A 24,659-nucleotide genomic window follows, 5' to 3' on the forward strand; every position below is an offset into this window, starting at 1 on the left:
GCTGGGGAGGCGTTCTGTGCCTGACACTGACACGACGCCCGCCAAGCGCGGAAAATCCACATCGCAAATCATCGGCCTGTTCGCCGGCATCGTCATTGCGGCCGGTCTGCAGTTCCTGCCGCTTCCCGAGGGTGTCAGCCGCGAAGCCTGGATGCTGGCATCGCTAACGCTCCTTATGGCCTGCTGGTGGGCAACCGAAGCGATCCCGATTGCCGCCACCGCGCTGATCCCGATGGCGCTCTTCCCCTTTCTCGGCATCACCTCGACCGGGGCGGCGACAGCCCCCTATGCCAGCCCGATCGTGATGCTCTTGCTGGGCGGCTTCATCGTCGCCCTGTCGATCGAGCGCTGGAACCTGCACACCCGCATCGCCCTCAACATTGTCAGCGGCTTTGGCGGGCGGCCGGCGGCGCTCATTCTCGGCTTCATGCTGGCCTCGGCGCTGTTGTCCATGTGGATCTCCAATACGGCGACCACGCTGATGATGATCCCGATTGCCCTGCGCGTGGCCCAAGAAGTTGAACGTGAAGGCGTGTCGTCGAAATTCTTCGCCCCGGCGCTGGCCCTCGGCGTCGCCTACGCTGCCTCCATCGGTGGAATGGCGACCCCGGTCGGCACCCCGACCAACCTCATCGGCATCGGCTATCTGCAAAACGAGTTCGACATCGCGATCGATTTCGCCACCTGGATGGGCATCGGCCTGCCGGTGGTGATCGTCCTGATCCCGGTTGCCTGGTTCATCCTGACCCGCCTCGCTTTCAACCTGAAGACCAGCGGCAACAGCTCCGCAGCGCAAAACCTGGTTCGCGCCGAGCTGGCCAAACTGGGCCGAATGACCCGCCCGGAATGGCGCGTCGCTGCACTCTTCGGGACAGTTGCCATCCTGTGGATGGGCCGCGTCCTGCCGGGCGAGCTGATCGGGCGGCCTGACACGCAATGGGGCTGGAATCCGTTGCTGACCTGGATCGGCTCGACGCTCGACTTGCCGGTGACCCTGTCGCTCGGCAACACCCAGATCGCTGTGCTCGGCGCCCTCGCGACCTTCCTGGTCCCAGCTGGCGACCGCGGCGCGCGCAAGGGCGAGATGCTGATGGATTGGGAAGGCCTGGCCCGCCTGCCCTGGAATGTCGTCATCCTGTTCGGCGGCGGGCTGTCGCTGGCGGCGGCCCTTTCTTCGACCGGACTGGCTGACTGGCTGGGCGGACAGATGGGCTTCCTGGCCGATCTGCCGGTCCCGGTCCTGCTGCTGATCTTCGTCGCCCTGGTCGTCTTCCTGACCGAGTTGACCTCGAATGTCGCCACCACGACCGCCTTCCTGCCCGTGCTTGGCGTGATCGCGGTGGAGGCCGGCGTGCCGCCGCAGGACCTCGTCGTCCCGGTCGCGATTGCCGCCTCGACGGCCTTCATGTTGCCCGTCGCCACGGCGCCCAATGCCATCGTCTATGCCTCCGGCGCCGTGACCCAGTTGCAGATGATGAAAGCCGGCGTCCGCATCAATTTCGCCGCCATCGCCATCATCGCCGGCCTCTCCGTCCTGCTCGGCTGACACAGGTCGAAAGGCGCCACGGCGTCACCGCCTGGCGTTTCGAGTGAAAGAGGGAACGGGATGTCGGACAATGCCGACATCGGGTTGATTTGTATAACGTGACATCGCCGACATCCCGTTCGCGAAGATTTCCCGGGCTGTCTCCACCCCGATTCCAATGCGTCAGGTAGATGGGGTCGGTCGTTTAGTGCCCCGCGACCTGGTCGCACGCCCTGCCAGTGCATATCGGCTGTCACACCGCTGCCCGGACAGGCTCCGCTCGTTTCCGGGCACAAGTGACTGAGCTCGTGCCTCCCGTCCCGAAAACCGAAGCGATTATGGTGCTGGGTGGAGGGGGTGGGGATAGGTTTGTCTCTGTCCCCACCCCACACACCGTCATCCCGATGACAATCGGGACCCAGACTGCGACGCGAAGCCATTGCCACAATTGGTGAAAGCGCGCCTGCGAGACTGGGTCCTGACTTTCGTCAGGATGACGGTGTGTGGGGAACAAGGCGGGGATAAAGGTGCAAAACTTTGTCATCCCGGACGGATGCCCGGCCTCGAGCCGGGCGGAGATCCGGGACCTATTATCACCAAAGCTGGCCGCACCGGGCTTGTGGGTCCCGGGTCTGCGGCCTGCCTTCGCAGGCCATCCGCCCGAGATTACAAGGCAATACAAACCACCGTTCCCATTGAACCAAACCATCCCCGCTATACACCTTGTCTCCATGACCGAGCTTGCCACCGACCTCTCCCGCCTGATCGTCCAGCTGTTTGCGCTGTGGCTGATCGCCGTTGCCGGGCTTTGCCTGTTGCGGCCGCGCCTGGCCCTCGAGGGATTGGGCGCGATGGGATCAACGCCGCTGATCCATTTTGGCGAGCACACGCTGCGCGCCCTGGTCGGTCTGGCCCTGATCGGCGTGTCCGACGCCACGCCCTGGCCGCAGTATTTCCTCTGGGCTGGCGTCTTCATCGTCGGCAGTTCGGCGCTCATCACCCTCGCACCACGCCGCTGGCACCACGCCTATGCAATGTTCTGGGCCGAACGCCTGCCACCCTGGTCGTTACAAGTGTTGGCGCCGTTTACCGCGGTAGCGGGTGGCGCATTGTTTTGGGTGGTAAGTTGATGGCCGTCCCCACCGCACTCCCCCCATGACCCCGCGCCGTCCCCGCGCTAGTCTCCGGCACAACTGATTTGCCCGCCTGCGCATCCGCCCGGAGAGACACGCCATGGCCACGACCAGACCCGTCGACGAGACCAGCCACGTCTATCTGATCGACGGGTCGGGCTATATCTTCCGGGCCTATCATGCGCTGCCGCCGCTGACCCGGACCGACGGGACGCCGGTGGGGGCGGTGCAGGGCTTTTGCAACATGTTGTGGAAGCTGCTGGAAGACCTGAAGGGTGACGATCAGCCGTCGCACCTGGCGGTGATTTTCGACCATTCCGGCAAGACCTTCCGCAATGATCTCTATGACCTCTACAAGGCCAACCGGCCGCCGGCGCCGGAAGACCTGATCCCGCAATTCTCCATTATCCGCGACGCCACCCGCGCTTTCGGTACACCCTGTATCGAGCTGGAAAATTACGAGGCCGATGACATCATCGCCACCTATGCGCGCCAGGCCGAGGCCCTGGGTGCTGATGTCACCATCGTCTCCTCGGACAAGGATCTGATGCAATTGGTGACAGACAAGGTCTCCATGTTCGACGCCATGAAGAACAAGCGCATCCAGGCGCCCGAAGTGATGGAGAAATTCGGGGTCGGACCGGACAAGGTGATCGATATCCAGTCACTCGCCGGTGACAGTGTCGACAATGTGCCGGGCGTGCCCGGGATCGGGGTGAAGACGGCGGCGCTGTTGATCAATGAATATGGCGATCTCGACACGCTCCTGGAGCGCGCCGGCGAGATCAAGCAGAAGGGTCGGCGCGAAAAACTGCTCGCCCATGCTGAGGATGCCCGCATCTCGCGTGACCTGGTGACCCTCAAGCTCGACGCGCCGATGCCGGAAAAGCTCGAGGCGTTCGGCCTTGGCGAGCCCGATCCTGAGGTGCTGGTCCCCTTCCTGCGCGAGATGGAGTTCCGCTCCTTCACCCGCAAGGTCGAAGAGGCGCTGGGCGGACCGCCCGCTGACGAAACCGGCGATGCCACGGCGCCCATCAATCGCGACGCCTATGAGTGCGTGACCACGATGGACGCGCTGGAGCGGTGGATCGCCAAATGCTTCGAGGCCGGGCAGATCGCGGTCGATACCGAGACCGATGCCCTGTCCTCGACCGCGTCTGGCCTGGTCGGCATCTCGCTGGCCACCGCGCCGGGCGAGGCCTGCTATATCCCGCTCGCCCATGTCGACCCGCAGGGCACCGGCGACATGTTCGACACGGGTGAAGCACCCGAGCAGATCCCGATGGATCAGGCGCTCAAGGCCCTGAAACCACTGCTGGAAGACCCGGCCGTGCTGAAGATCGGCCAGAATTTCAAATATGATCTCGGTGTGCTGTCGCGCTATGGCATCGACGTCGCGCCCTATGACGACACCATGCTGATCTCCTACGTCATGGATGCCGGGCTGCACGGGCATGGCATGGACGCGCTGGCCGAGCTGCATCTCGGCCACACCTGCATCCCCTTCAAGGAGATCTGCGGCACCGGCAAGAACCAGATCACTTTCGACAAGGTGCCGCTGGACAAGGCGACGCTCTACGCCGCCGAAGATGCCGACATCACCCTGCGCCTGTGGGAGATTTTGAAACCCGCGCTGGTCGCCAAGAAGATGGCCTCCGTCTACGAGACGCTGGAACGGCCGATGGCGGATGTACTCTCCAAGATGGAACGCGTCGGCATCAAGGTCGATCCGGACCAGCTCAACCGTCTCTCCTCCGATTTCGGCCAGAAGATGATGGCCGCCGAAGCCGATGCGCACGAGGCGGCAGGCCGCGATTTCAACGTTGCGTCACCGAAACAAATTGGCGAAATCCTGTTTGGAGAGATGGGCTTACCCGATGGCAAGAAGACCAAGACCGGGGCCTGGTCGACTGACGCCGCCGTGCTCGACCAGCTCGCGGCCGAGGGTCACGCCCTGCCCGTGGCACTGTTGGAGTACCGTCAGTTTGCCAAGCTGAAATCGACTTATTCCGACAGTCTTTTCGCTCATATCAACCGCGACACCAAGCGGGTCCACACCTCCTTCTCGCTGGCCGCAACGACGACCGGGCGCCTGTCCTCGACCGAGCCGAACCTGCAAAACATCCCGATCCGAACCGAGGCCGGCAGGCAGATCCGCGAAGTCTTCATCGCCGAGCCGGGCCATGTGCTGGTGGCCGCCGACTATTCCCAGGTCGAGCTGCGCCTTCTGGCCCATATCGCTGATGTCGAGAGCCTGAAACAAGCCTTCCGCGACGGAACCGACATCCACGCCATGACCGCGTCCGAAGTCTTTGGCGTGCCGATCGAGGGCATGGACCCGATGGTGCGCCGCAAGGCCAAGGCGATCAATTTCGGCGTGATCTACGGCATTTCCGCCTTCGGTCTCGCCAACCAGATCGGCGTCAAGCGCGACGAGGCCAAGGCCTTCATCGACGCCTATTTCGAGAAATTCCCCGGCATTCGCGCCTATATGGACCGGACCAAGGCCGAGACCGCCGAAAAGGGCTATGTCGAGACGATCTTCGGCCGACGCTGTCATTTCCCCGGCATTCGCGACAAGAACCCCAATATGCGCATGTTCGCCGAACGCCAGGCCATCAACGCCCCGATCCAGGGCTCGGCCGCCGACGTCATCCGCCGCGCCATGATCCGCATGGACGACGCGCTGCGCGCCGCCAATCTCGACGCCAGAATGCTGCTCCAGGTCCACGACGAACTGGTCTTCGAGGTTCCGGAGACCCAGGCCGACGAGCTGATTGGTCTGGCCGCAAAGGTGATGGGCGAGGCCTGCTCGCCGGCGCTGGAGTTGAGTGTGCCACTGGTGGTGGACGCGAAGGCGGGGATGACGTGGGGTGAGGCTCACTAAGGGGCGATTGCCAGCTGAGCCTCGATCCTCTGTCTCGCTCATTTGTCATCCCGGCCGGATAGCCCGCGAAGGCGGGCTGCAGAGCCGGGACCTATCTCTCGGCGAGCATATGGGTCCCCGATCTTCGCCCCGCCTCCGCGGGGCATCCGTCGGGGATGACAATTATTGGGTGGTTGGAACGAAAAACGCCCGCCTGAAACAGGCGGGCGTTTTCAATACCGTCGCGAGTGGAGACCTAAGCGTCCACTTCCGCTTCCAGCGCGTGCTCCTGGATGAAGTCGCGTCTTGGCTCCACCACGTCGCCCATCAGCTTGGAGAACAGCTCGTCGGCGGTGTCGGCGTGGGTGACAGACACTTGCAGCAGGGACCGCGCATTGGGGTCGAGCGTGGTTTCCCAGAGCTGGCCGGGGTTCATTTCGCCCAGACCCTTATAGCGCTGGAATTTCATGCCCTTGGCGCCGGAGACGATGACCGCGTCGACCAGCTCGCGCGGCGAGTGAATGGTGACCGGGCCGGACTTCGGCACGAAACTGGCCGGGCCGGCATAGTCATCAGAGATCGCCGTGGCGCGCTCATTGAGGCGTTTGGCGTCCGGGCTGGCGCGCAGATTGCGATCCAGTACCACGGTTTCCATCACGCCGCGCACTTCGCGTTCGAAGACCAGATTGCCGTCCTCTTCATCGAGATGGCCACCCCAGGTGTCCTCACCTTCATCAGCGAAGGTGTTGAGGCGGGCGGCGGCTTCGCGGATCCCGTCTTCGGTGGGTTCCGGAACGAGGGCGCCAGCGAGGGCGGCGGCTTCCAGGGCAAAGCCCGGAGCGCGCGCCGTCATGCGGTCGATGGAAAGCTTGACCTGACGGGCCGCGGCGACGCGTGTGGTCAGGTCCTGACCGGTAACGACTTCGCCGTCATGCAAGGTGAGATGCGCTTCCGACGCCCCCTCCTCGATCAGATAGGCGTCCATCTCGGCCTGGTCCTTCACATAGCGTTCGGAGCGGCCCTTGGTGATTTTGTAGAGCGGCGGCTGGGCGATGTAGAGATAGCCCTTCTCGATCAGCTCCGGCATCTGACGGTAGAAGAAGGTCAGCAAAAGCGTACGGATATGTGCGCCGTCGACATCGGCATCGGTCATGATGATGACCTTGTGATAGCGCAGCTTCTCGTAATTGATCTGGTCGCGACCGATGCCGGTGCCCAGCGCCGTGATCAGCGTGCCGACCTGTTCCGAGGACAGCATCTTGTCGAAGCGGGCGCGTTCCACGTTGAGGATCTTGCCCCGCAGCGGCAGCACGGCCTGGTTTTCCCGGTGACGTCCCTGCTTGGCAGAACCGCCGGCTGAGTCACCCTCGACGATGAAGAGTTCGGACTTGGCCGGATCCTTCTCCTGGCAGTCCGCCAGCTTGCCGGGCAAGGACGAGATTTCCAGCGCCGATTTGCGGCGGGTCAGCTCGCGCGCCTTGCGGGCGGCTTCGCGGGCAGCGGCGGCCTCGATGATCTTGCCGACCACCATCTTCGCTTCGGTCGGATGCTCCTCGAACCATTCCGCCAGCGCCTCGCCCACAGCGCCTTCAACGGCGGGGCGAACTTCCGACGAGACCAGCTTGTCCTTGGTCTGGGACGAGAATTTCGGGTCCGGGACTTTGACCGACAGCACGCAGGTCAGGCCTTCGCGGGCATCATCACCGGAGATCGAGACCTTGGCCTTGGACGCCAGGCCCGACGAGGCCGCATAGGTGTTGATGATCCGGGTCAGCGCGCCGCGGAAACCGGCCAGGTGGGTACCGCCATCGCGCTGCGGGATGTTGTTGGTGAAGCAGAGGACATTCTCGTGATAGCTGTCATTCCACTCCAGCGCGGCCTCGACAGACACGCCGTCCTTCTCGCCAGTGATCAACACAGGCGGCATGAAAATCGGGGTCTTGTTGCGGTCCAGATGAGCCACGAAGGCGGCCACACCGCCGTCATAGACCATGGTATCGGAATAGAGCTCGGCCTCGCGCTCATCGCGCAGGGTGATCTTGACGCCGGAGTTCAGGAAGGCGAGTTCGCGCAGGCGGTGCTGCAGCGTTTCGCGATTGAACTCGGTCATGGTGAAGGTTTCTTCGGACGGCATGAAGCGCACTTCCGTGCCCTTCTGGCCCGGCTCGGCATCCCCCATCACCTTGAGGTCTTCTTCGGCATCGCCGCGACGGAAGCGCATCCAGTGCTTCTTGCCATTGCGCCAGATGGTCAGGTCCATCCAGTCGGACAGGGCATTGACCACCGAGACGCCGACGCCGTGCAGGCCGCCGGAGACCTTGTAGGAGTTCTGGTCGAACTTACCGCCGGCATGCAGCTGGGTCATGATGACCTGGGCTGCCGAAACGCCTTCTTCCTGGTGGATGTCGGTCGGGATCCCGCGGCCATCATCGCGGACTGAAGCCGAACCGTCGGCATGCAGCGTCACCAGGACTTCGGTACAATGCCCCGCAAGGGCCTCGTCGATCGCGTTGTCGACGACCTCATAGACCATGTGATGGAGACCCGAACCGTCATCGGTATCACCGATATACATGCCCGGGCGCTTGCGCACGGCGTCGAGCCCTTTGAGGACCTTGATCGACTCCGCGCCGTATTCCTGATTCGCTTGTTCCGTCATGGTTTTCTTGTACAGGTTTCGCGCGCCTGTGACCACTCGCGCGCACACGCGTGCGTACGCGCGCACGCGTGAGTCAGGGTGCCGGTTTTCTGGTGGCGCGACGCATGAGCCAGCGCCGGCCGATCAGGCCGGTCAACACCAACAAGAGCACAGCTCCCGCCACCGCCAGCCAGGCCCGGATACCGCCACCTTCAAGGCCCAGGATCGCGGCATGACTGGCGAACGCGATCAGGGCCATTTTCGGGACGCTGCCAAGGGCTGTCCCGGCGATGAAATCACGGAACCGCATCGGCGTGCAGCCGGCGGCGATATTGATGATGATCGAGGGCAGGGTCGGCACCAGCCGGATCACCGCGCTGGCCCAGAACCCATGCCGCGCCAGCTCGTCCATGACGATGCGGGCATCGGGGCCCGCGTGACGGTCAATCCAGCCCGACCCGACCCGACGGCCGACGAAGAACCCGAACGCGCAGGCCAGCACCTTGCCGGTCCAGCTGTAGGCGAAGCCGGCCCAGGGCCCGAACGCCGCCACGAGCGCCGCAATCAGCACCGCCTGGGGAGCGCCGAGCGTGATCAGGATGGTGAAGGCCAGTATGGCGACCGGCGGCGCCCAGACCTGCCCGCCAATCGCGGCCAGCCCGTCCAGCGCCTGCCGGGTCACAGCTTCGGGCAGCAACAAGGTCGCAAAACCGCCGAGCGAAAACAAAGCGATGAGGGCCATGATCATGACGAGTTTGCCGGGATGACGCCGGAAGGCGGTCACCAGCTCGCGGCCGATCACCTGTCTGACCCCGGCGTTCCGGCCATGGCGCGATAGAGCGTCAGGCTCATTTCGTCGCCATTGGAATAGTTCTGGCCCTCGATCAGCGCCAAGGGCTCGAGGGTCAGCTCGATCGCTGCCGAGCGGGCCAGGAATTCGTCGACCTCGGCCGCATCGAGCAGAGCCAGCGAGCAGGTGGTGTCCGCCGCCAGCTGGTCCGCCGCGTCGGCCGGGCTTGCCGCCAGAACCGTGGCATAGGGCCCGTGCTGATAGACGAGGCTGGGTTCGCGAAAGGCCGAGGTGACCAGCCGTGTCGGCACGCAGGCACCGTGAGCATCGACGGCCGCCACGATCCGCGGTGTCAGCCACAGGGTCTCCAGCCGCGGCAGCGTCCCGCCATAGACCGTCACCGCGCCCAGCGCCCCGGCGACCAGACCGGCCAGCAGCGAGGACTGGCGACGACCGGCCAGATAGAGCCCGACAGCGGTCAGCGCAGCGGCAAAAATGGCCACGCCTGCCATCACCAATACCGGCGACACTCGACCCTCGGACCAATGCAGAAGGGCCGGCGCCAGCGCCGCAACCAACCCGCTGAAGGCCAGCCAGACAACCGCATAGACACCGGCAGCCACACGCAGCCAAGTCGGCGAGCGCGCCTGCCCGGGCAGGAAGATCGCGGCCGCCGCCAGACAGGCCATAGCCGGATAGAGCGGCATGATGTAGTGCGGCAGCTTGGTGGCGATCAATTCGTAGGCGATCCAGGCTGGCACGATCCAGGCGATCAGGTAGCGCACCGCCGCCTCGCGACGGTTCGACCAGGCCCAGTGGCCGGCGAACACGAAGAACAGGGAGCCCGGCCAGAAGGTCAGCGAGAAGAAGCCGAGATAATAACCCGGAGGTCCGGCGTGTGACTGCTGGCTCTCGCCGACCTTGCCCATCAGGCTGTCGCCCACCGCCTCGGCGTAGAAGGCACCGTCAGAGACAATTCCGATGGCGACGTACCAGGGCAGGGCAATGACCAGGAAAAGCGGCACGCCCCAGAGCGGTTTGAGTTGTTTGAGCCAGGCGAATTTGCGGTCCCAGACCAGCAGGCCCGCCAGCGCCAGACCGACAAAGAGCAAGATGATCGGCCCCTTGACCATCATCCCCGCCCCCAGCGCCGCCCAGAACAGGGCCGGGCGCCACCAATGGCCGACGGGTTCCAGATAGATCCGCATCAGCGCCAGATGGGCAGCGGTGATGGTTGCCAACAGCACCGCATCAGTCTTGGCGATCCGGGCTTCAAAGCCAACTGCGAAACTGGTTGCGACCAACAGCGCCGCGGCCAGCCCTGCGCGGCGCCCGTACAGGCGGGTCGTCAGCGCCCCGGTCATCAGGACTGCGGCAAGGATACCCAGAAATGACGGGATCCGGTGCGCCCAGATGGCGCGATCGTCAGCCGTGCCTGCCAGGGTAACCGAGATCGATTGCAGCCAGTAGACACCCGCCGGCTGCAGGTAGCGTTGTTCCTCCTGGAAACGGATATCGATGAAATCGTCCGTCGCCAGCATCTGGCTGGTCGCCACCGCATAGCGCGACTCGTCACGATCAACCGGCGGAATGGACGAGATCCCGGGCAAGAGCATGACGGCCGACAGGGCCACAAGCACCAGCCAGTCTTTCCAGCCCAGACGGTGCCCGCCCTGGGTCACGACCGACGCTCTTCAATCCGGCCCGGCGCCTTGGTGCGACGGACCAGCCAGATCACGCCCATCGTGTCGAAAATCCCGACGAAAGCCCGACCGATATTGGTGTATTTCGACTGCCCGGCGTGGCGGGCCCGGTGCTGGACCGGGTGATTGATCAGGGGGTGCCCATAGCGCTGGAACAGGGCTGGAAGAAAGCGGTGCATGCCCTCGAAACAGGGCAGCAACAGGAAGCTGTCGCGGCTGAACACCTTCACGCCGCAGCCGGTGTCAGGGCAGTGGTCGCCCAGCACGGTCGCCCGGAAGCCGTTGGCAATCCGCGTCGCGATCAGCCGCGAGACCGGGTCGTTGCGGCGAACCCGGGTGCCGGCGACCAGCGGCACATCGCCATCAGCCGACCACGCCTTTTCCAGCATGTCCGGCAAATCGGCCGGATCGTTCTGGCCATCGCCATCGAGGGTCGCAATCCAGGGCGCGCGCGCAGCGAGGACACCGGACCGCACCGCCTGCGACTTGCCACACCGACGATCATGCCGGACGAGGCGGACCCGCGGGTCGGAATCGGCGATGCCTTGAAGGATTTCCGGGGTGGCGTCGGTCGAACCGTCATCAACGAAGACGATCTCGAAGTCCCCCGCCCGCTCCATCTCACGCAGAACTTCCTCGCAAACAGCCGCGACATTCTCGGCTTCGTCCAGAACGGCAATGACGACTGACGCGCGCAGCGTCGCATCAGTCCGGTCCGGACGGCGGAAATCCGTGTTGATCGTCTCGCTCATGAACAACCCCAGTTGTGCGCGCCGGAGTGTGTGCCGCTTTGGCCGGCGTTTCAAATGCCAATGCCGGTAAAGGCCGCTTGGCAGACACCTGCCGCGACCGCTGCAACCGGGCCGGCTAGCGCAAAAGCAACAACAGGGCGATGCCGGTCATGACGCAGCCGGTCACAATGTCGGCCCCGCGCCGCACAGTCGGCGTCGACAGCCAGGTCCGGGCGCGGTGTGCTGCGCCAATGTAAAAGCCGGCTGTGGGAACGGCCATCGCGACCATGATCAACAGCATGGCCGCATAGCTCAGCGGCGTGATCGCCTCGATCGGCACGAAGGCCGGCACCAGGGTGAGGTAGAAGACGATCGGTTTGGGATTGGACAGCGGCATGGCGATCCCGGCGAGAAAGGTCGCGATCCAGCCCCGCTTCGACCCGGCCTTGAAGACCGGTTTCGGGCGCGCTCCGGTCCAGGCGCTCCAGAACGCCTTGAAGGCCATCCAGCCGAGATAGGAGGCGCCGACCAGCTTGGCGGCGAGCCAGAACGGGCCCAGTTGCTCGGCAACCGCCGACAGGCCTGTCACCGCCAGCGTGAACCAGAACATGTCCCCCAACAGGATACCGCTGCCGTAAATCGCCGCGTGCCAGGGGCCGGCGTCGAGGGTGCGCGCGATCATCGCTGCGATGCCCGGCCCCGGGGTCAGGAACAGGACCAGCAAGGCACCGGCGAACAGAAGCAGGGTTTCAATCGACATCAGGGTCCGCCGTCAGCGCGCGACCGCTATAACGTGTAATCCGGCAGCCCGTCGAAAGCCGAACGCAGCGCATTGCCCCAGTCGAGCGAGAGTTGCGCGTACCAGGCGTCATCCTCTTCGACCCGTCTCTGCACGCCTGCCTCCAGGCTGTCGGCGCGGTAGGCATGCAGGTCCAGCGGCATGCCGACCGAGAGATTGGCCTTCAGGGTCGAGTCGAACGACAGAAGCAGCAGCTTGGTCGCCGATTCCATGCTCATCGACTTGTCGAAGGCGCGGACCAGAATGGGGCGTCCATATTTGGTCTCACCAATCTGGAAGAACGGGGTTTCATCACTGGCTTCGACGAAATTGCCTTCCGGATAGACCATGAACAGGCACATTTTCTGCCCGGCGATCTGGCCACCGACAATCAGGGTCGCGCCGAAGGGGGATTCGGAGGTCGGACCGGCTCCGGTCTGCTCGGCAACGCATTCGCGCAAGGTGCGACCGACAAGGGTTGCGACCTGGAACATGGTCGGCGCATCCAGGATGGACGGAGCCCGGTCGGCCGGCGCCTTGAGGCGCTCCTCGAGCAGGCTGATCACGGCTTGCGTCGTGGCCAGGTTGCCGGCGGTCATGATGGTGATGACCCGGTCGCCCTTCTGCTCCCAGGTGAACAGCTTGCGGAACTTGGACACATTGTCGACGCCCGCATTGGTGCGTGTGTCGGACATGAAGATGAGGCCGGTATCGAGTTTCAGGCCGACGCAATAGGTCACGAATCAGTCTCCCGCGACGTGGTGAGCCACAGCGTTACTGCTGCACTTGAAGCGATACAAGCATCGACTGTCCGCCGCCGCCGAACGTGACACCGGCCACCGGTGCCGCTTCGGAATAGTCCAGGCCGGTGGCTATTTTCACATAGCGCTCATCCGGAGAAATCCCGTTGGACACGTCGAAACCGACCCAGCCCAAACCATCGATATGGACTTCCGCCCAAGCATGCCCGGCATCCTGCTCGACACGGTCATCCATGAACAGATAGCCGCTCACATAACGGGCCGGATAACCCAGCAGCCGAGCCGCCGCGATGAAGATATGGGCATGGTCCTGGCACACACCCTGACCGCTCGCCAGCGCGTCTTCGGCCGTCGTGGTCGCCAGGGTCGTATCGGTCCGGTAGACGACTTCACTGGAGATGAAACGGGCAAGGTCGTGAAAGGCGGTGACGTCCTGACCGTCCATCGCATCGAAGTCACGGATCAGGGCCCGCAATTTCGGCCCGGCCTTGGTCAGCGGCGTTTCGCGGCGGAAATACCAGAGCGGCGCGGTGCCGTCATGGGGGCCGACAATGCCGTTTTCTTCCCGCGTTTCGACCTCGCCCTCACAAACCAGACTGATCGAGGTGCGCTCGGGGTCGATGCGGACCAGATCAACGATGTTCATGTGCTGGTCGTTGAAACGGGCCTCTTCGCTGCCACCCTCGATCCGCAGGGTCCAGCGCAAGACGGTCTGGTGAGCGCGTGTCATTGGCGTCAGACGCACCTGCTGGAGCCCATAGGGAACCGGTTCGGCGAAGTCGTAGCGGGTCAGGTGGGAGATATTGAGGCGCATGGGTCTCACTCGTAGAAGCGGTAATCCGTCTCGATCTGGCGACCGAGCGAATTGATGGTGGCGAGAAATTCGGTCAGGTATTCGTGCAGGCCCGTCTTGAAAACCTGGTCGATCGACTGGCTGCGCAGGCCCTGACGCAGGTCGAGCGCGATATCGAGACTGGGCATGTGCGCGCCGCCATAGGCGTCCTTGAGATAGCGCAGATTGCGCACGAACTTGTCGCTGCAATAGATCAGCGAACGCGGCATTTCCGGCTCGAGGATCAGGAATTCTGCGATCGATGACGGGCTGGCCTCGCCGCCATGCAACCAGTTGAAAGCCCGCTCGGCCGAGGCGCAGCGCAGCACCATGTCCCATTGCACATTGTCCAGTGACGACCCGACGAAAGAGGTCGAGGGCAGCAGGACATAGTATTTCACGTCGAGGATGCGGGCGGTGTTGTCGGCCCGCTCGAGGAAGGTGCCAAGGCGGGCATAGCTGAAAATGTCATTGCGCAGCATGGTGCCGTGATAGAGGCCACGAACCAGCCCGCTTTGATGCCGGATCAGGCTGAGCACTTCGGGCAGATCGCCCTGCTTGACCGGCTTGGCCAGACGGCTGCGAAGGGTCATCCAGCCCTCATTGACCGACTCCCACACCTCGCGGGTCAAAGCGGTCCGGACCATGCGGGCATTGGAGCGGGCGGCGTCGAACACCGACATGACGCTGGATGGATTGTCCCGGCTGCGAAGCAGGAAGTCGATCACGCTGGCACTGTCGAAACCGTCATTATGGGTCAGATAGGCATCCCGGCAGCCGGCCGTCGCGACAATCGACTCCCATTCCGCATCCCCGTCGGCAGCCCGGGTCAGCGCGAGGCGAAAGCCGGCCTCGACCAGGCGGGCGGTATTCTCCGACCGTTCGAGGTGGCGGAACATCCAGTAGAGGCCTGAGGCATGTTTTCCCAGCATGTGTCAGTCCTCCAATACCCAGGTGTCCTTGGTGCCGCCGCCCTGCGACGAGTTCACCACCAGGGACCCTTTTTTCATCGCCACGCGGGTCAACCCGCCTGGCGTCAGCCGGACCCCGTCCGGCGCGACCAGCGCAAAGGGGCGCAGATCCACATGTCGGGGAGCGAGCCCGCCGCGCGTGAGGACGGGAACGGTTGAAAGCGCCAGGGTCGGCTGGGCGATATAGGCGGCCGGCCGGGCTTTCAGCTTGGTCTTGAAGGCAGCGATTTCCTTCTTGGACGCAGCGGGTCCGACCAACATCCCATAGCCCCCGGATCCGTGGACTTCCTTCACAACCAGCTGGTCGAGATTGTCGAGCACATAGGCCAGCGAGTCCGGCTCGGCACAGCGCCAGGTCGGGACATTTTTGAGGATGGCTTGCTGGCCGGTGTAAAACTCGACGATGTCGGGCATGTAGGAATAGATCGCCTTGTCGTCGGCGACGCCGGTTCCCGGTGCGTTGGCGATCGTGATCCCGCCGGAGCGGTAGATGTCCATGATGCCCGGAACCCCAAGCAGGCTGTCCGGGCGGAAGTTCAGCGGGTCGAGATAGTCATCGTCCACACGCCGGTAGAGCACGTCGATCGGTCGATACCCGCGGGTCGTGCGCATCGCGACCCGGCCATCGACAACCTGCAGATCACTCCCCTCGACCAGTTCAACACCCATCTGCTCGGCAAGAAAGGCATGTTCGAAGAAGGCCGAGTTGTGCAGGCCGGGCGTGAGCACGGCGATCACCGGCCGTCCGGTGCAGGCCGGCGGAGCGCTTTTGGCCAGCGCCCGGCGCAACTCGGTCGGGTAATCGGAGACGGGCTGGACCCGGATCCTGGAGAACAGCTCCGGAAACATCTGCAACATCGTCTCGCGGTTTTCCAGCATGTAGGAAACCCCTGACGGGGTCCGCGCATTGTCCTCGAGGACGTAGAACTCATCCTTGCCGGTTCGTACCAGGTCGGTGCCGACAATATGCGTGTACACGCCGCCGGGCGGCGTCACGCCGATCATCTTCGGCAGGAAGGCCTCGTTGTTGGCGATCAGGCTTTCGGGAATGCGGCCGGCCCGGATGATGTCCTGATCATGATAGATGTCGTGCAGGAAGGCGTTGATGGCACGGACCCGCTGGTCGATGCCCTTTTCCAGGCGCGCCCATTCACGGGCCGAGATGATGCGCGGCACGACATCGAACGGGATCAGGCGTTCATCGGCATCGCTCTGGCCATAAACATTGAAGGTGATACCGACACGGCGGAAAAAGGCTTCGGCCTCCTTGGCCTTTGTGCGCAAGCCTGAGGCGTCGGTCTGCTGGAGCCAGTCCTGATAGGCTGCATAGGGTTCGTGGACGCCGCCGGTCCCGTCGAGCATTTCATCGAAGAACACGCAAAACTCCCTTTCGTCCTCAGCACCGGCCGCAGCCGGACCACGGGTTCCGGGCGGTTGAGCTGTGCAAGGCGCACCTGCCGTGCTGATCTTGTCGTCGCGTCGTCTTTTGCGATGCCGGCCCGGATTGGTTCCGATGTGCCTGTGGAGCACGAAGTCCGGCGGGTGGCCGGAACGGGGCCGGTCCCGGCTGATCGATGTGACGACAAACTGCCACTCACCATCAGCTTTCAACTATCTCAAAGGGTTATCTGCTCAACCGTCCCGCGGCAAGCTTCATCCGTCTGTCGCGGGGCGATCCGGGGTGACGAGGTAGCCGTACAGGGTGTCCGCGATGGCCGCGACGAACTGGTCATCGTCCAGCTCAAGCACGGCGGCAGCGCCCTCGTCTCGATACAGGGCCCGCTCGATCGGCAGGGTATTCATCAGATAGGTGAACATCTGGGCCGCCTCGGCCCGGTCTTGGCGTTTGACCTCGTCGCCGAACAGTTCGAGCAGCTGATCGGCGGACTGGCGCGCCTGGTCCAGCATCGCCTCCCACTCATCGCCGATCAGGTCGGGGCGAAGGCGGCTGTATATGTGGGAGGCACGGACCAGATATCCATGCTGGTCGAGGAAGCGCCATGCCACGCGACAGGCAGTGTGAATGGCCGCCCGCAATCCGCCATCGGGCTCGATCTCGACCCGCCCTTCACCCGCCATGAATGCTTCGAGGCGCTCGCGATAGAGCTCGAAAATGACCGGAATGAAGGCGTCCTTGTTTTCAAACCGGCGATAGACCGCGCCGACGGACAATCCGGCCGCCTCTGCCAACTCGGCAATCGACACGTCCGCGAAGGCCTTTTCACGCAGCTTCTGGTCCAGCGCCCGCACCAGCCTGTCCCGCGTTTCCCGCGATCTCGCCTGCCGCGTCGGTCGCACCCCTTGACTCATCCCGCTGCCCCTTCTAAATGTGAACGCGAATTCGCATTCGCATTATATGAACTTGATCGCACGCATCCGCCGCACCGGTCAAGACACAAAGGGAGACTCCCACATGCAGACGCTCACGCAAACACCGTCCCTGATCCTGGGCCTTCTCGCCATCGCCGCGGTCCTGATCGCCGGCTTGGTCAGTGATATCCGGGACAAACGGCGCGCCCCCGAGGACGCGCGGCCGGTCATGCACCAATACCGCAAGACCGGGCTGGTCCTGTGGCTGCTGTGCGCCACCTGCCTTGGCTGCTGGCATGTCGCCGGCCTCCCTTTGACCGGGCTCGGCCTGACCGCCGCCACAGGCTGGGGCGGTGCGCTGGCCTGGACACTGGCCGGCGCCACGATCGTCTACGGTCTCTATTCCCTGGTGACGACCGCGCTCGACCGAACCGCCCGCAGCAAGTTGCGCAGGCAGCTGGCCGAGGCGGAAGGCTTTGATCTGCTGCGCCCGCGCCGACTGTCGGAACATCTCGGCTTTCAGGCCCTGTCAGTGACCGCCGGGATTACCGAGGAAGTCATTTTCCGCGGCTTCCTGATGGCAACGCTGGCCCTGATGATGCCGCTCTGGGCGGCCGCCCTGGCGTCCGTAAGCCTGTTCATCATCGCCCATGCCTACCAGGGCATCTCCGGCATGCTGCGCATCCTGCCGATCACCGTCTTGATGACAGCTGTCGTCCTGCTGGGTGGATCGCTGTGGCCGGCGATGCTCATTCATGTGGTTGTCGACGCTCTGGCCGGATGCCTGGTTGCCCTCACCGATGCCCATGCTCGGGCTGACGACATTCTGGCTGACGCCGAAACGGCCGACGCGCCGGCCGCAAGCGCATCACCGGCCTGAGCCACCGCGGAAGGGATCATCGACGCGCCCGTCCCGGACCTCACGAAACTGGATCGCGTTGCCGAACGGCTCGAACAACACCTGTTCGACGCCGGTCAGCCAGGCCTGGGAGCCGGACGCCAGGATCTCCCGGGCCAGCCCTTCCCGGCGCAGCGCGTCGAGATGGGCGCAGGCTTCATCGAGAAGGAGCAGCGGCGCGACGCCCCATTGCTGGCCCAGCGCCCGGGCCTGGGCCAGGGCGAGTGTCAGGATCAGGGCCTTCTGCTCACCGGTTGAGCAATCGCCCGCCGGCTGGTCCTTGGCGCGATGGCGGGCGAGAAGTTCGGTTCGGTGGGGGCCGCGGGTCAGCGTCCGTCCGGCCGCACCGTCGCGGCGGCGACCGTCCCGCAGCGCGGCCAGGAAGCGGTCCTCCGCCTCGCCCGCCGTCAGGCCCTCGGCAAGATCTGCCTCAACAGCACCGTCCAGCGCCAGGTCAGCCTGCGGGAACACGCCTTCCGGTCGCCGGTCTATCTCACCCTGGAGGCGGATAAGCGCATCCAGACGGGCCGCGGCCATGGCCACACCATGACCGGCCATCTCGACCTCGATGGCGCTGAGCCAGGACGGGTCCTGCCCGCCCTCGTCGAGCAGACGCTGCCGTCGGGTCCGACTTTTCTCATAGGCGCTGGCCGCGTCGGCATGGGCCGGGTCGGCGGCATGGACGAGACGGTCAAAGAATTTCAGGCGATCGGCTCGCGGCCCGGCAAACAGGCGGTCCTGGGCCGGGGTCAGCCAGATCATCGGCAGAAGACGCGCCAGCGCAGTCTGGGCTGCCGGTTCGCCGTCTATGCGGGTCTCCCGCCGGGCCGACCCGCGGGCGCCGACACCCAGGCGGAAACCGCCTTCCCGTGTGTCCGCCTCGGCGAAGACTGCCCATTCCGGCGCCACGCCGGCGGGACCCTTGGTCGCGACCCCGTCAGCCCCGGCCAAGCGCATGCCACGTCCCGGCGCCAGAAACGAGATGGCCTCGAGCAGATTGGTCTTTCCGGCCCCGTTCTCACCGAACAGGGCGACCGGCGCGGCAGCCAGCTCGAGGTCGAGATCGGGATAGCTGCGGAAGTTGGTAAGCCGCAAACGACGAACCGCCGCAGGCGGAACCGGCGGCGGTGTCTCAGGTGGCATCGTGGCGGCCTGACCCGTCACACGCGCAGCGGCATCAATACGTAAAGCGCGTCCGGGTCACCGCTGTCGGTCACCAGGGCCGGGGACGCGGCATCGGCAAAATGGAAGCGGGCCTCGTCGCCTTCGATCTGGGAGGCGACATCCAGCATGTAGCGGGCATTGAAGCCGATCGCGAAGCCTTCATCCGAATAGGAGACCGCGAGCTCTTCCTCGGCCTGTCCGCTTTCGGGATTGTTGACCGCAAGGGTCAGCGCGTCAGCGCCCAGCGACAGTTTCACCGACCGTGACTTCTCGACGGAGATGGTCGCCACACGATCAACGGCCTCGGCGAAGCGCTTGTTCTCGACCGACATCAGGCGCGTATTGCCGCGCGGAATGACGCGCTCATAATCCGGAAAGGCACCGTCGATCAGCTTGGACGTCAGCACCGCACGACCCAGACGGAAACGGATCTTGCCTTCGGATACGGAGACTTCAACGTCGTCGTCGGCGTCTTCGAGCAGGCGCTTGACTTCCTGGACGGTCTTGCGCGGCACGATCACACCCGGCATGCCGTCGGCACCGTCCGGCAGATCGACTTCCGCCAGCGCCAGTCGGACGCCATCGGTCGCCACAGCCCGCAGCGTCTTGCGGCCGTCCTGTTCGGCGGCGTGCAGGTGGATGCCGTTGAGATAGTAGCGCGTCTCCTCGGTGGAGATGGCAAAACGTGTCTTGTCGATCAGGCGCGCCAGCTCGCGAGCCGGCACCTGGAAGCGGTGCTCGAGATCCTCGGTCGGCATGACCGGGAAATCACCCGGTGGCAGGGAAGGCAGCGAGAAGCTGGAACGGCCAGCCTTGAGCGTCAGGCGCGGATCGCTGCCATTCATCTCAAGGGTCACATCGGCGCCATCCGGCAGTTTCCGCGTGATGTCATAGAGGGTGTGCGCCGGCGCCGTTACCAGGCCTTCGCCATCACAGCTGGCATCGGTGGTCTCGAGGATCTCGATATCGAGGTCTGTTGCCGCAAAGCTGGCCCCGTCAGGGCCGGCAGAGATCAGCACATTGGACAGGATCGGAATGGTGTTGCGCTTTTCGACAACGGCCTGCACGTGGCCAAGCGCCTTGAGGAGCGTCGCGCGCTCGATCGTCAGCTTCATATCTCGCGTTCCGCTTTCAACGTCTTCTGCGTCAGCTTCCCGAATCCATGTCGAAGATCAATGGTCAAAGATCAGGGACTGTCTGGACAGCGCGGGACGGATATCGCCCCCCGCCTTCAGGATGGGCCAAAGAGGATACATGAATTCGCGCATTCGCAAGAGATTTATCCAGCGTCCACGCGAATTTCGGGAGACCGGCAGCCCGGGCTCAGCCCTGCAGCTCTCTGGTCAGCGCATCAATCTCGTCTGCGACCGGATCACCGGCGTCAATCATGGCGGTCACTTTTGACACCGCATGGATCACGGTCGAATGGTCACGGCCACCGAAACGGCGCCCGATATCCGGGAGCGACCGCGTGGTCAGCGTCTTGGCGAGATACATCGCAATGTGCCGCGGGCGCACGACCACCTGGGTCCGGCGCTTCGAGCAGATGTCAGCGGTCGTGATGCCGAAATGGGTCGCGACCACCTTCTGGATCTCATCAACGGTGAGGCGGCGCTCCGAACTCAGTGACAGTTCCCGCAAGGCCGTCGACACCACATCCATGGTCACCGGCTGACCGATCAGCGCGGTCCGACAGATGACATTGTTGAGGACGCCTTCCATCTCGCGCGGGCTGGAGGTGATCCGGGCGGCGAGAAAATCGCGCACCGCTTCGGACACGTCGAAGGTCGGATAATGGCAGGTCGCCTGGGCGATCTTGCAATCGAGGATCTGCCGGCGCAGGTCGAGATCGGGCTTGCCCAGCGGGCAGGACAGGCCCCCGGTCAGAAGCGAGCGCAGACGCTCATCCTGCATCTGCAACTCGGCCGGCGGCTTGTGCGACGCCAGGACCACCTGCTTGTTCTCGGCCACCAGCGCCGCGATCGTGTGCAGGAACTCGTCTTCGGTCTTCGGCTTTCCGGCGATGAAGTGGACATCATCGATCAACAGCACATCGACGCCGCGCACGGTTTCCTTGAAGGAGATCGTGTCGCGGGCCCGCATGGCTGTCACGAAGCCGGACAGGAATTCCTCGGCGGTCAGATAGAGCGCCTTGCGGGCACGGGGCCCGTTCCGGGCCGCGGTTGCGACGGCATGGAGCAGATGTGTCTTGCCGACGCCGTAATCGCCATAGAAAAACACCGGATTAAAGGGCGGTGTCGCGGCACCGACCATGGTTCGCGCGGCAGCCGCGGCAACTTCATTGGCCGGACCAACCCGGAAACTGTCAAAACTGAAACGGGTATCAACCGGAGCCGCCTCGACTGCCGGTATTGCCGCCGGGGCGGTGTCCCGGGCGACCGCAGGGCCGGATGACGCCGGAGTACGGGCCGCCGGCACTGCCGGACGGGTCGCTATCACCGGTTGCGGCGCGTCCTGGCCTTCGGCGAGCAGGAGAATGTCACGGTCGGACGGATCGAGTTCGGCCCAAAGTGCGCGAATTCGGGCGCCCCAATGATCTTCCACCCAGTCCCGGTTGAAACTGCTCGGTGCGATGATCGCCAACGCGCCGGTTTCCGCCAGGCGGACCCGCAAACGAGCGATTTCCTGCGAATAAAGCGCCGGTCCGCACTCCTCACGGAGGTGGGCGCGCACGCGACGCCAGATTGCCGAAATTCCCCCCGCGTCAAGCCCGTCGATCGTTGCGGTATTTGCCTCGGAAACAGCCAGTTTGTTCAATGCCATTATCGATCACACTTTTGTTTTTCTCACGCTAACGCGAGAGCTATGTGTTTGTATTTTCGGCAATATAAGCCCATCGGCGGCACTCCACCCTGTGGTGCCGCTACCGGAAAGTTTTCCGCATGGGAATTGTCGCCCTCAGAAGCCCAAAGGTTACTCCCGGGTCGGTCACGGTCAACATGATTCAGCTCCCAGAATCCGAGATTCTTCGCTTGACACGGGAAATCCGTGACCGGGTCGAAGCTTGGCCTTTGCGACAGAATTATGTCGGCGCAAATGGTCCTTTTCAGGAACCATCTGGAGCCGGGTTTCCGGACCCGGTCTCCCGGAAATCGGGTTTGGCAACCCCTCCGTACCAAGATTATTTATTCGAATAATCTTATGCCGCAATGGCGTGCGCGGCGACCGCACCGTTGTGAGCTGCACACAAAGAAATACGCCCGAGGCGTGTGCCCCGGGCGTATATTCAGTCTTGAACGTGAGTGCGTCGGATCAGGCCGACATCGACTTCACGCGGGCCGACAGGCGGGAGACTTTCCGCGAGCCCGTATTCTTGTGGTAGACGCCCTTGCCGACAGCACGCATCAGCTCGGACTCAGCTTCGACCAGAGCGGTCTTGGCAGCAGCCTGGTCGCCAGACGTAATCGCCATTTCGACTTTCTTGACGAAAGTACGGACGCGCGAACGACGAGCCTTGTTGACGGCCGTCCGGCGAGCGATCTTGCGGACCATTTTCTTGGCCGAGTTGGTGTTGGCCATGGATGTAAACCTCTTTATGCGGCCGGGACAGACTTCCCGGCTAAATCCGTGAGCGGCGGCGTATAGGCCCTTGCGGGCGGGGCGTCAACCGCCCACTGCGCCTCGCCGCCTAGCGATGCTTGAAATGAGCAGCCCGTTTCTCGGCGAAGGCAGCCATGCCCTCTTTCTGATCTTCAAGCGCGAATTGTGACATGAACACGCGACGTTCGAAGCGAACGCCCTCGGTCAGGCCGACCTCGAACGAGCGATTGACCGTTTCCTTGGTCATCATGGCCACCGGCAGTGACTTGGCGGCGATGCTCTCGGCCGCTTCCATGACCACGTCCATGAAATCGTCGGCCGGGACGACACGGGACACCAGTCCGGCCCGCTCGGCCTCCTCGGCATCCATCATGCGGCCGGTCAGACACATGTCCATCGCCTTGGCCTTGCCGATGGCGCGCGGAAGTCGCTGGGTACCACCCGCGCCCGGCATAACGCCGAGATTGATTTCCGGCTGACCGAACTTGGCGGATTCCGACGCGATGATGAAGTCGCACATCATGGCGATCTCACAGCCGCCACCGAGCGCATAGCCGGACACACCGGCGATGATCGGCTTGCGGAAACGGGCCACGGCCTCCCAAGTCTCCGCGAACGGGTCCTTGTTGTAGAGGCCGACCATGTCGCGCGACTGGAGTTCCTTGATATCGGCCCCGGCAGCGAAGGCCTTCTTGGAGCCTGTGAGCACCACACAGCCGATGCCGTCGTCCGCTTCACACGCTGCCAACGCGGCAGCGAGTTCGGTGGTCAACTCATCGCACAGCGCATTCAGCGCCTCGGGGCGGTTCAGCGTGATAACGCCAACCCGGCCTTCGGTTTTGTACTGGATCGTCTTGTAGCCCATTTCGGCGCTCCATCTGACGGCGCGGAGATCCCGCGCGGGAAAAGCCGCGCCGCTATAACGCAGACGGGGGCGAGCGTCGATACCGGGTGACCCGTTTGAGTCACCCGGCCCGAATGCCCTCTATTGGCGAGTGACCTGATATCCCTGCTCGCGGAGTAGCGCGATGACGCCATTTTCACCCGGCAGATGAGCTGCGCCCACCGCAATGAGAACCGTGCCCTCACCGTCCATGATCTCGGCAATCTGGGGAATCCAGTTCTGGTTCCGCTGCACGATCAGGGTCTGATAGGCCTCTGGCGCTCCATCGCGCATGCCGGCGATGACCTCGGCGTCGAGGGTTTCCATGTCGCCCGTGGCCCAGGCGGTAACCAGGGTATCCATCATGGCGGGAAGCTCTGCCATGTCTTCGAGCCCCTGCTCGAATGCGCGCGCCTGGGCGTCATCCGGCATGCCGGCAAGGAAGCCGATCTGCTGTTCGGCCGTCTCGAAATAGCCCATCCGCGTGTCGCTGCCTTGGACCATGCCGAGCAGAACCAGCTCCACACCGGCATTGGGGTCCAGCCCCAGCGCCTGCATCTGGCCGACCGCCAGGGCAAGCTGGGCCAGCCAGGGCCGCATGGGCTCAAGCATCGCCGGAGCAAAGCCGAGGCTCGGCGCCAGGTCGGCGAGGGCGGCATTGCCCGACTCGGACAGCAGGGACGACAAGGTCACGCCGGGCGGATTGAGGCCGTACTGCATGACCAGGGGCTGCATCGCCGCCTGGCTTTCGGGCGAATGCACGTCGGCTTCCAGATAGAGCGCATCGGCACTGGCCACCAACGCCCGGATCTCGTCGGTTCGCCACTCCAGACTGCGGGGCAGGAGGTGGAACGTACCGAAGATATAGACCTCGGAATCGGCATCGGAGAGGTGCCAGATCGCCGGATCGGCCTCGATGGACGCGTAATCGGCCGTCTGGGCGAGCGCTGTTGAGGACAGGAGTGCGCCGCCGGCCAGCAAGGCCGCACCGGTCAAAGCCGAAAGGGTCCGGCGAACGGTCGTGAATGAAGACATGGAGAAACCTCTGTGACGTGAATTTCGCCACACGTTACCCGGTTCGCCCTTTTTGACTACCGGGACTGACCCGGTGTGAC

General features: G+C 64.0%; 20 protein-coding genes. 4 read left to right on the forward strand and 16 right to left on the reverse strand.

Features of this window, described 5'->3' with window-relative positions; genetic code table 11:
* Positions 1-16: 16 nt before the first annotated feature.
* The 3 genes from VOI18_RS01615 (at position 17) to polA (ending at position 5,545) form a co-directional block, all read left to right on the forward strand.
* Positions 17-1,546, forward strand: a complete 1,530-nt coding sequence (locus tag VOI18_RS01615; protein WP_323760657.1) for an SLC13 family permease — start codon at positions 17-19, stop codon at positions 1,544-1,546.
* 710 nt (positions 1,547-2,256) lie between these two features.
* The gene (locus VOI18_RS01620) at positions 2,257-2,655 is read left to right on the forward strand and encodes a hypothetical protein (protein WP_323760658.1); all 399 of its coding nucleotides are present in this window, start codon (positions 2,257-2,259) and stop codon (positions 2,653-2,655) included.
* A gap of 103 nt (positions 2,656-2,758) precedes the next feature.
* Entirely contained in the window at positions 2,759-5,545 is a 2,787-nt protein-coding gene (gene polA, locus VOI18_RS01625; protein WP_323760659.1) for a DNA polymerase I, read from the forward strand.
* A 235-nt stretch (positions 5,546-5,780) separates the two neighbouring features.
* Here the strand turns inward: polA and gyrB are convergent, their stop codons facing one another.
* The 10 genes from gyrB to VOI18_RS01675 form a co-directional block, all read right to left on the reverse strand.
* Positions 5,781-8,183 carry a DNA topoisomerase (ATP-hydrolyzing) subunit B gene (gene gyrB / locus VOI18_RS01630; protein ID WP_323760660.1) on the reverse strand — a complete coding sequence of 801 codons (2,403 nt, stop codon included), beginning with the start codon at positions 8,181-8,183 and terminating at the stop codon, positions 5,781-5,783.
* Between the two features lie 73 nt (positions 8,184-8,256).
* Complete coding sequence (locus tag VOI18_RS01635) at positions 8,257-8,910, reverse strand: TVP38/TMEM64 family protein (RefSeq protein WP_323760661.1); 654 nt, start codon at positions 8,908-8,910, stop codon at positions 8,257-8,259.
* 50 nt (positions 8,911-8,960) lie between these two features.
* On the reverse strand, positions 8,961-10,634 hold the full coding sequence (locus tag VOI18_RS01640; RefSeq protein WP_323760662.1) for a glycosyltransferase family 39 protein: 1,674 nt from the start codon (positions 10,632-10,634) through the stop codon (positions 8,961-8,963).
* On the reverse strand, positions 10,631-11,407 hold the full coding sequence (locus VOI18_RS01645) for a glycosyltransferase family 2 protein (protein WP_323760663.1): 777 nt from the start codon (positions 11,405-11,407) through the stop codon (positions 10,631-10,633). The genes VOI18_RS01640 and VOI18_RS01645 overlap by 4 nt, the downstream gene beginning before the upstream one ends.
* 115 nt (positions 11,408-11,522) lie before the next feature.
* Positions 11,523-12,146: a LysE family translocator gene (locus VOI18_RS01650; protein ID WP_323760664.1), complete on the reverse strand. Its 624-nt coding sequence runs from the start codon at positions 12,144-12,146 to the stop codon at positions 11,523-11,525.
* 26 nt (positions 12,147-12,172) lie between these two features.
* Entirely contained in the window at positions 12,173-12,904 is a 732-nt protein-coding gene (locus VOI18_RS01655; protein WP_323760665.1) for a peptidase, read from the reverse strand.
* A gap of 34 nt (positions 12,905-12,938) precedes the next feature.
* The gene (locus VOI18_RS01660; RefSeq protein WP_323760666.1) at positions 12,939-13,739 is read right to left on the reverse strand and encodes a transglutaminase family protein; all 801 of its coding nucleotides are present in this window, start codon (positions 13,737-13,739) and stop codon (positions 12,939-12,941) included.
* A 5-nt stretch (positions 13,740-13,744) separates the two neighbouring features.
* Entirely contained in the window at positions 13,745-14,689 is a 945-nt protein-coding gene (locus tag VOI18_RS01665; protein ID WP_323760667.1) for an alpha-E domain-containing protein, read from the reverse strand.
* 3 nt (positions 14,690-14,692) lie between these two features.
* The gene (locus VOI18_RS01670) at positions 14,693-16,090 is read right to left on the reverse strand and encodes a circularly permuted type 2 ATP-grasp protein (protein ID WP_416374848.1); all 1,398 of its coding nucleotides are present in this window, start codon (positions 16,088-16,090) and stop codon (positions 14,693-14,695) included.
* Positions 16,091-16,381: 291 nt separating this feature from the next.
* Positions 16,382-17,026 carry a TetR/AcrR family transcriptional regulator gene (locus VOI18_RS01675; protein WP_323760669.1) on the reverse strand — a complete coding sequence of 215 codons (645 nt, stop codon included), beginning with the start codon at positions 17,024-17,026 and terminating at the stop codon, positions 16,382-16,384.
* A gap of 115 nt (positions 17,027-17,141) precedes the next feature.
* Here VOI18_RS01675 and VOI18_RS01680 point away from each other — a divergent pair, with 115 nt between their 5' ends.
* Positions 17,142-17,918 (forward strand): CPBP family intramembrane glutamic endopeptidase, encoded by a 777-nt coding sequence (locus tag VOI18_RS01680; protein WP_323760670.1) that lies wholly within the window; start codon positions 17,142-17,144, stop codon positions 17,916-17,918.
* On the opposite strand, the gene recF is transcribed toward VOI18_RS01680, so the two are convergent.
* The 6 genes from recF to VOI18_RS01710 all read right to left on the reverse strand — a co-directional run bounded on the left by recF (position 17,907) and on the right by VOI18_RS01710 (position 24,579).
* Positions 17,907-19,079 carry a DNA replication/repair protein RecF gene (gene recF, locus VOI18_RS01685; protein WP_323760671.1) on the reverse strand — a complete coding sequence of 391 codons (1,173 nt, stop codon included), beginning with the start codon at positions 19,077-19,079 and terminating at the stop codon, positions 17,907-17,909. The genes VOI18_RS01680 and recF overlap by 12 nt on opposite strands.
* A 17-nt stretch (positions 19,080-19,096) precedes the next feature.
* Positions 19,097-20,215 (reverse strand): DNA polymerase III subunit beta, encoded by a 1,119-nt coding sequence (gene dnaN, locus VOI18_RS01690; RefSeq protein WP_323760672.1) that lies wholly within the window; start codon positions 20,213-20,215, stop codon positions 19,097-19,099.
* 208 nt (positions 20,216-20,423) lie between these two features.
* A complete protein-coding gene (gene dnaA / locus VOI18_RS01695) occupies positions 20,424-21,884 on the reverse strand; it encodes a chromosomal replication initiator protein DnaA (protein ID WP_323760673.1) in 1,461 nt (486 codons plus the stop codon).
* Positions 21,885-22,373: 489 nt separating this feature from the next.
* Positions 22,374-22,640: a 30S ribosomal protein S20 gene (gene rpsT, locus VOI18_RS01700; RefSeq protein ID WP_011645002.1), complete on the reverse strand. Its 267-nt coding sequence runs from the start codon at positions 22,638-22,640 to the stop codon at positions 22,374-22,376.
* A gap of 109 nt (positions 22,641-22,749) precedes the next feature.
* Positions 22,750-23,526 (reverse strand): enoyl-CoA hydratase, encoded by a 777-nt coding sequence (locus tag VOI18_RS01705; RefSeq protein WP_323760674.1) that lies wholly within the window; start codon positions 23,524-23,526, stop codon positions 22,750-22,752.
* Between the two features lie 120 nt (positions 23,527-23,646).
* The gene (locus VOI18_RS01710; protein ID WP_323760675.1) at positions 23,647-24,579 is read right to left on the reverse strand and encodes a TraB/GumN family protein; all 933 of its coding nucleotides are present in this window, start codon (positions 24,577-24,579) and stop codon (positions 23,647-23,649) included.
* Positions 24,580-24,659 lie beyond the last annotated feature (80 nt).

This window comes from Maricaulis sp. (assembly GCF_034670125.1).
Lineage (GTDB): Bacteria > Pseudomonadota > Alphaproteobacteria > Caulobacterales > Maricaulaceae > Maricaulis.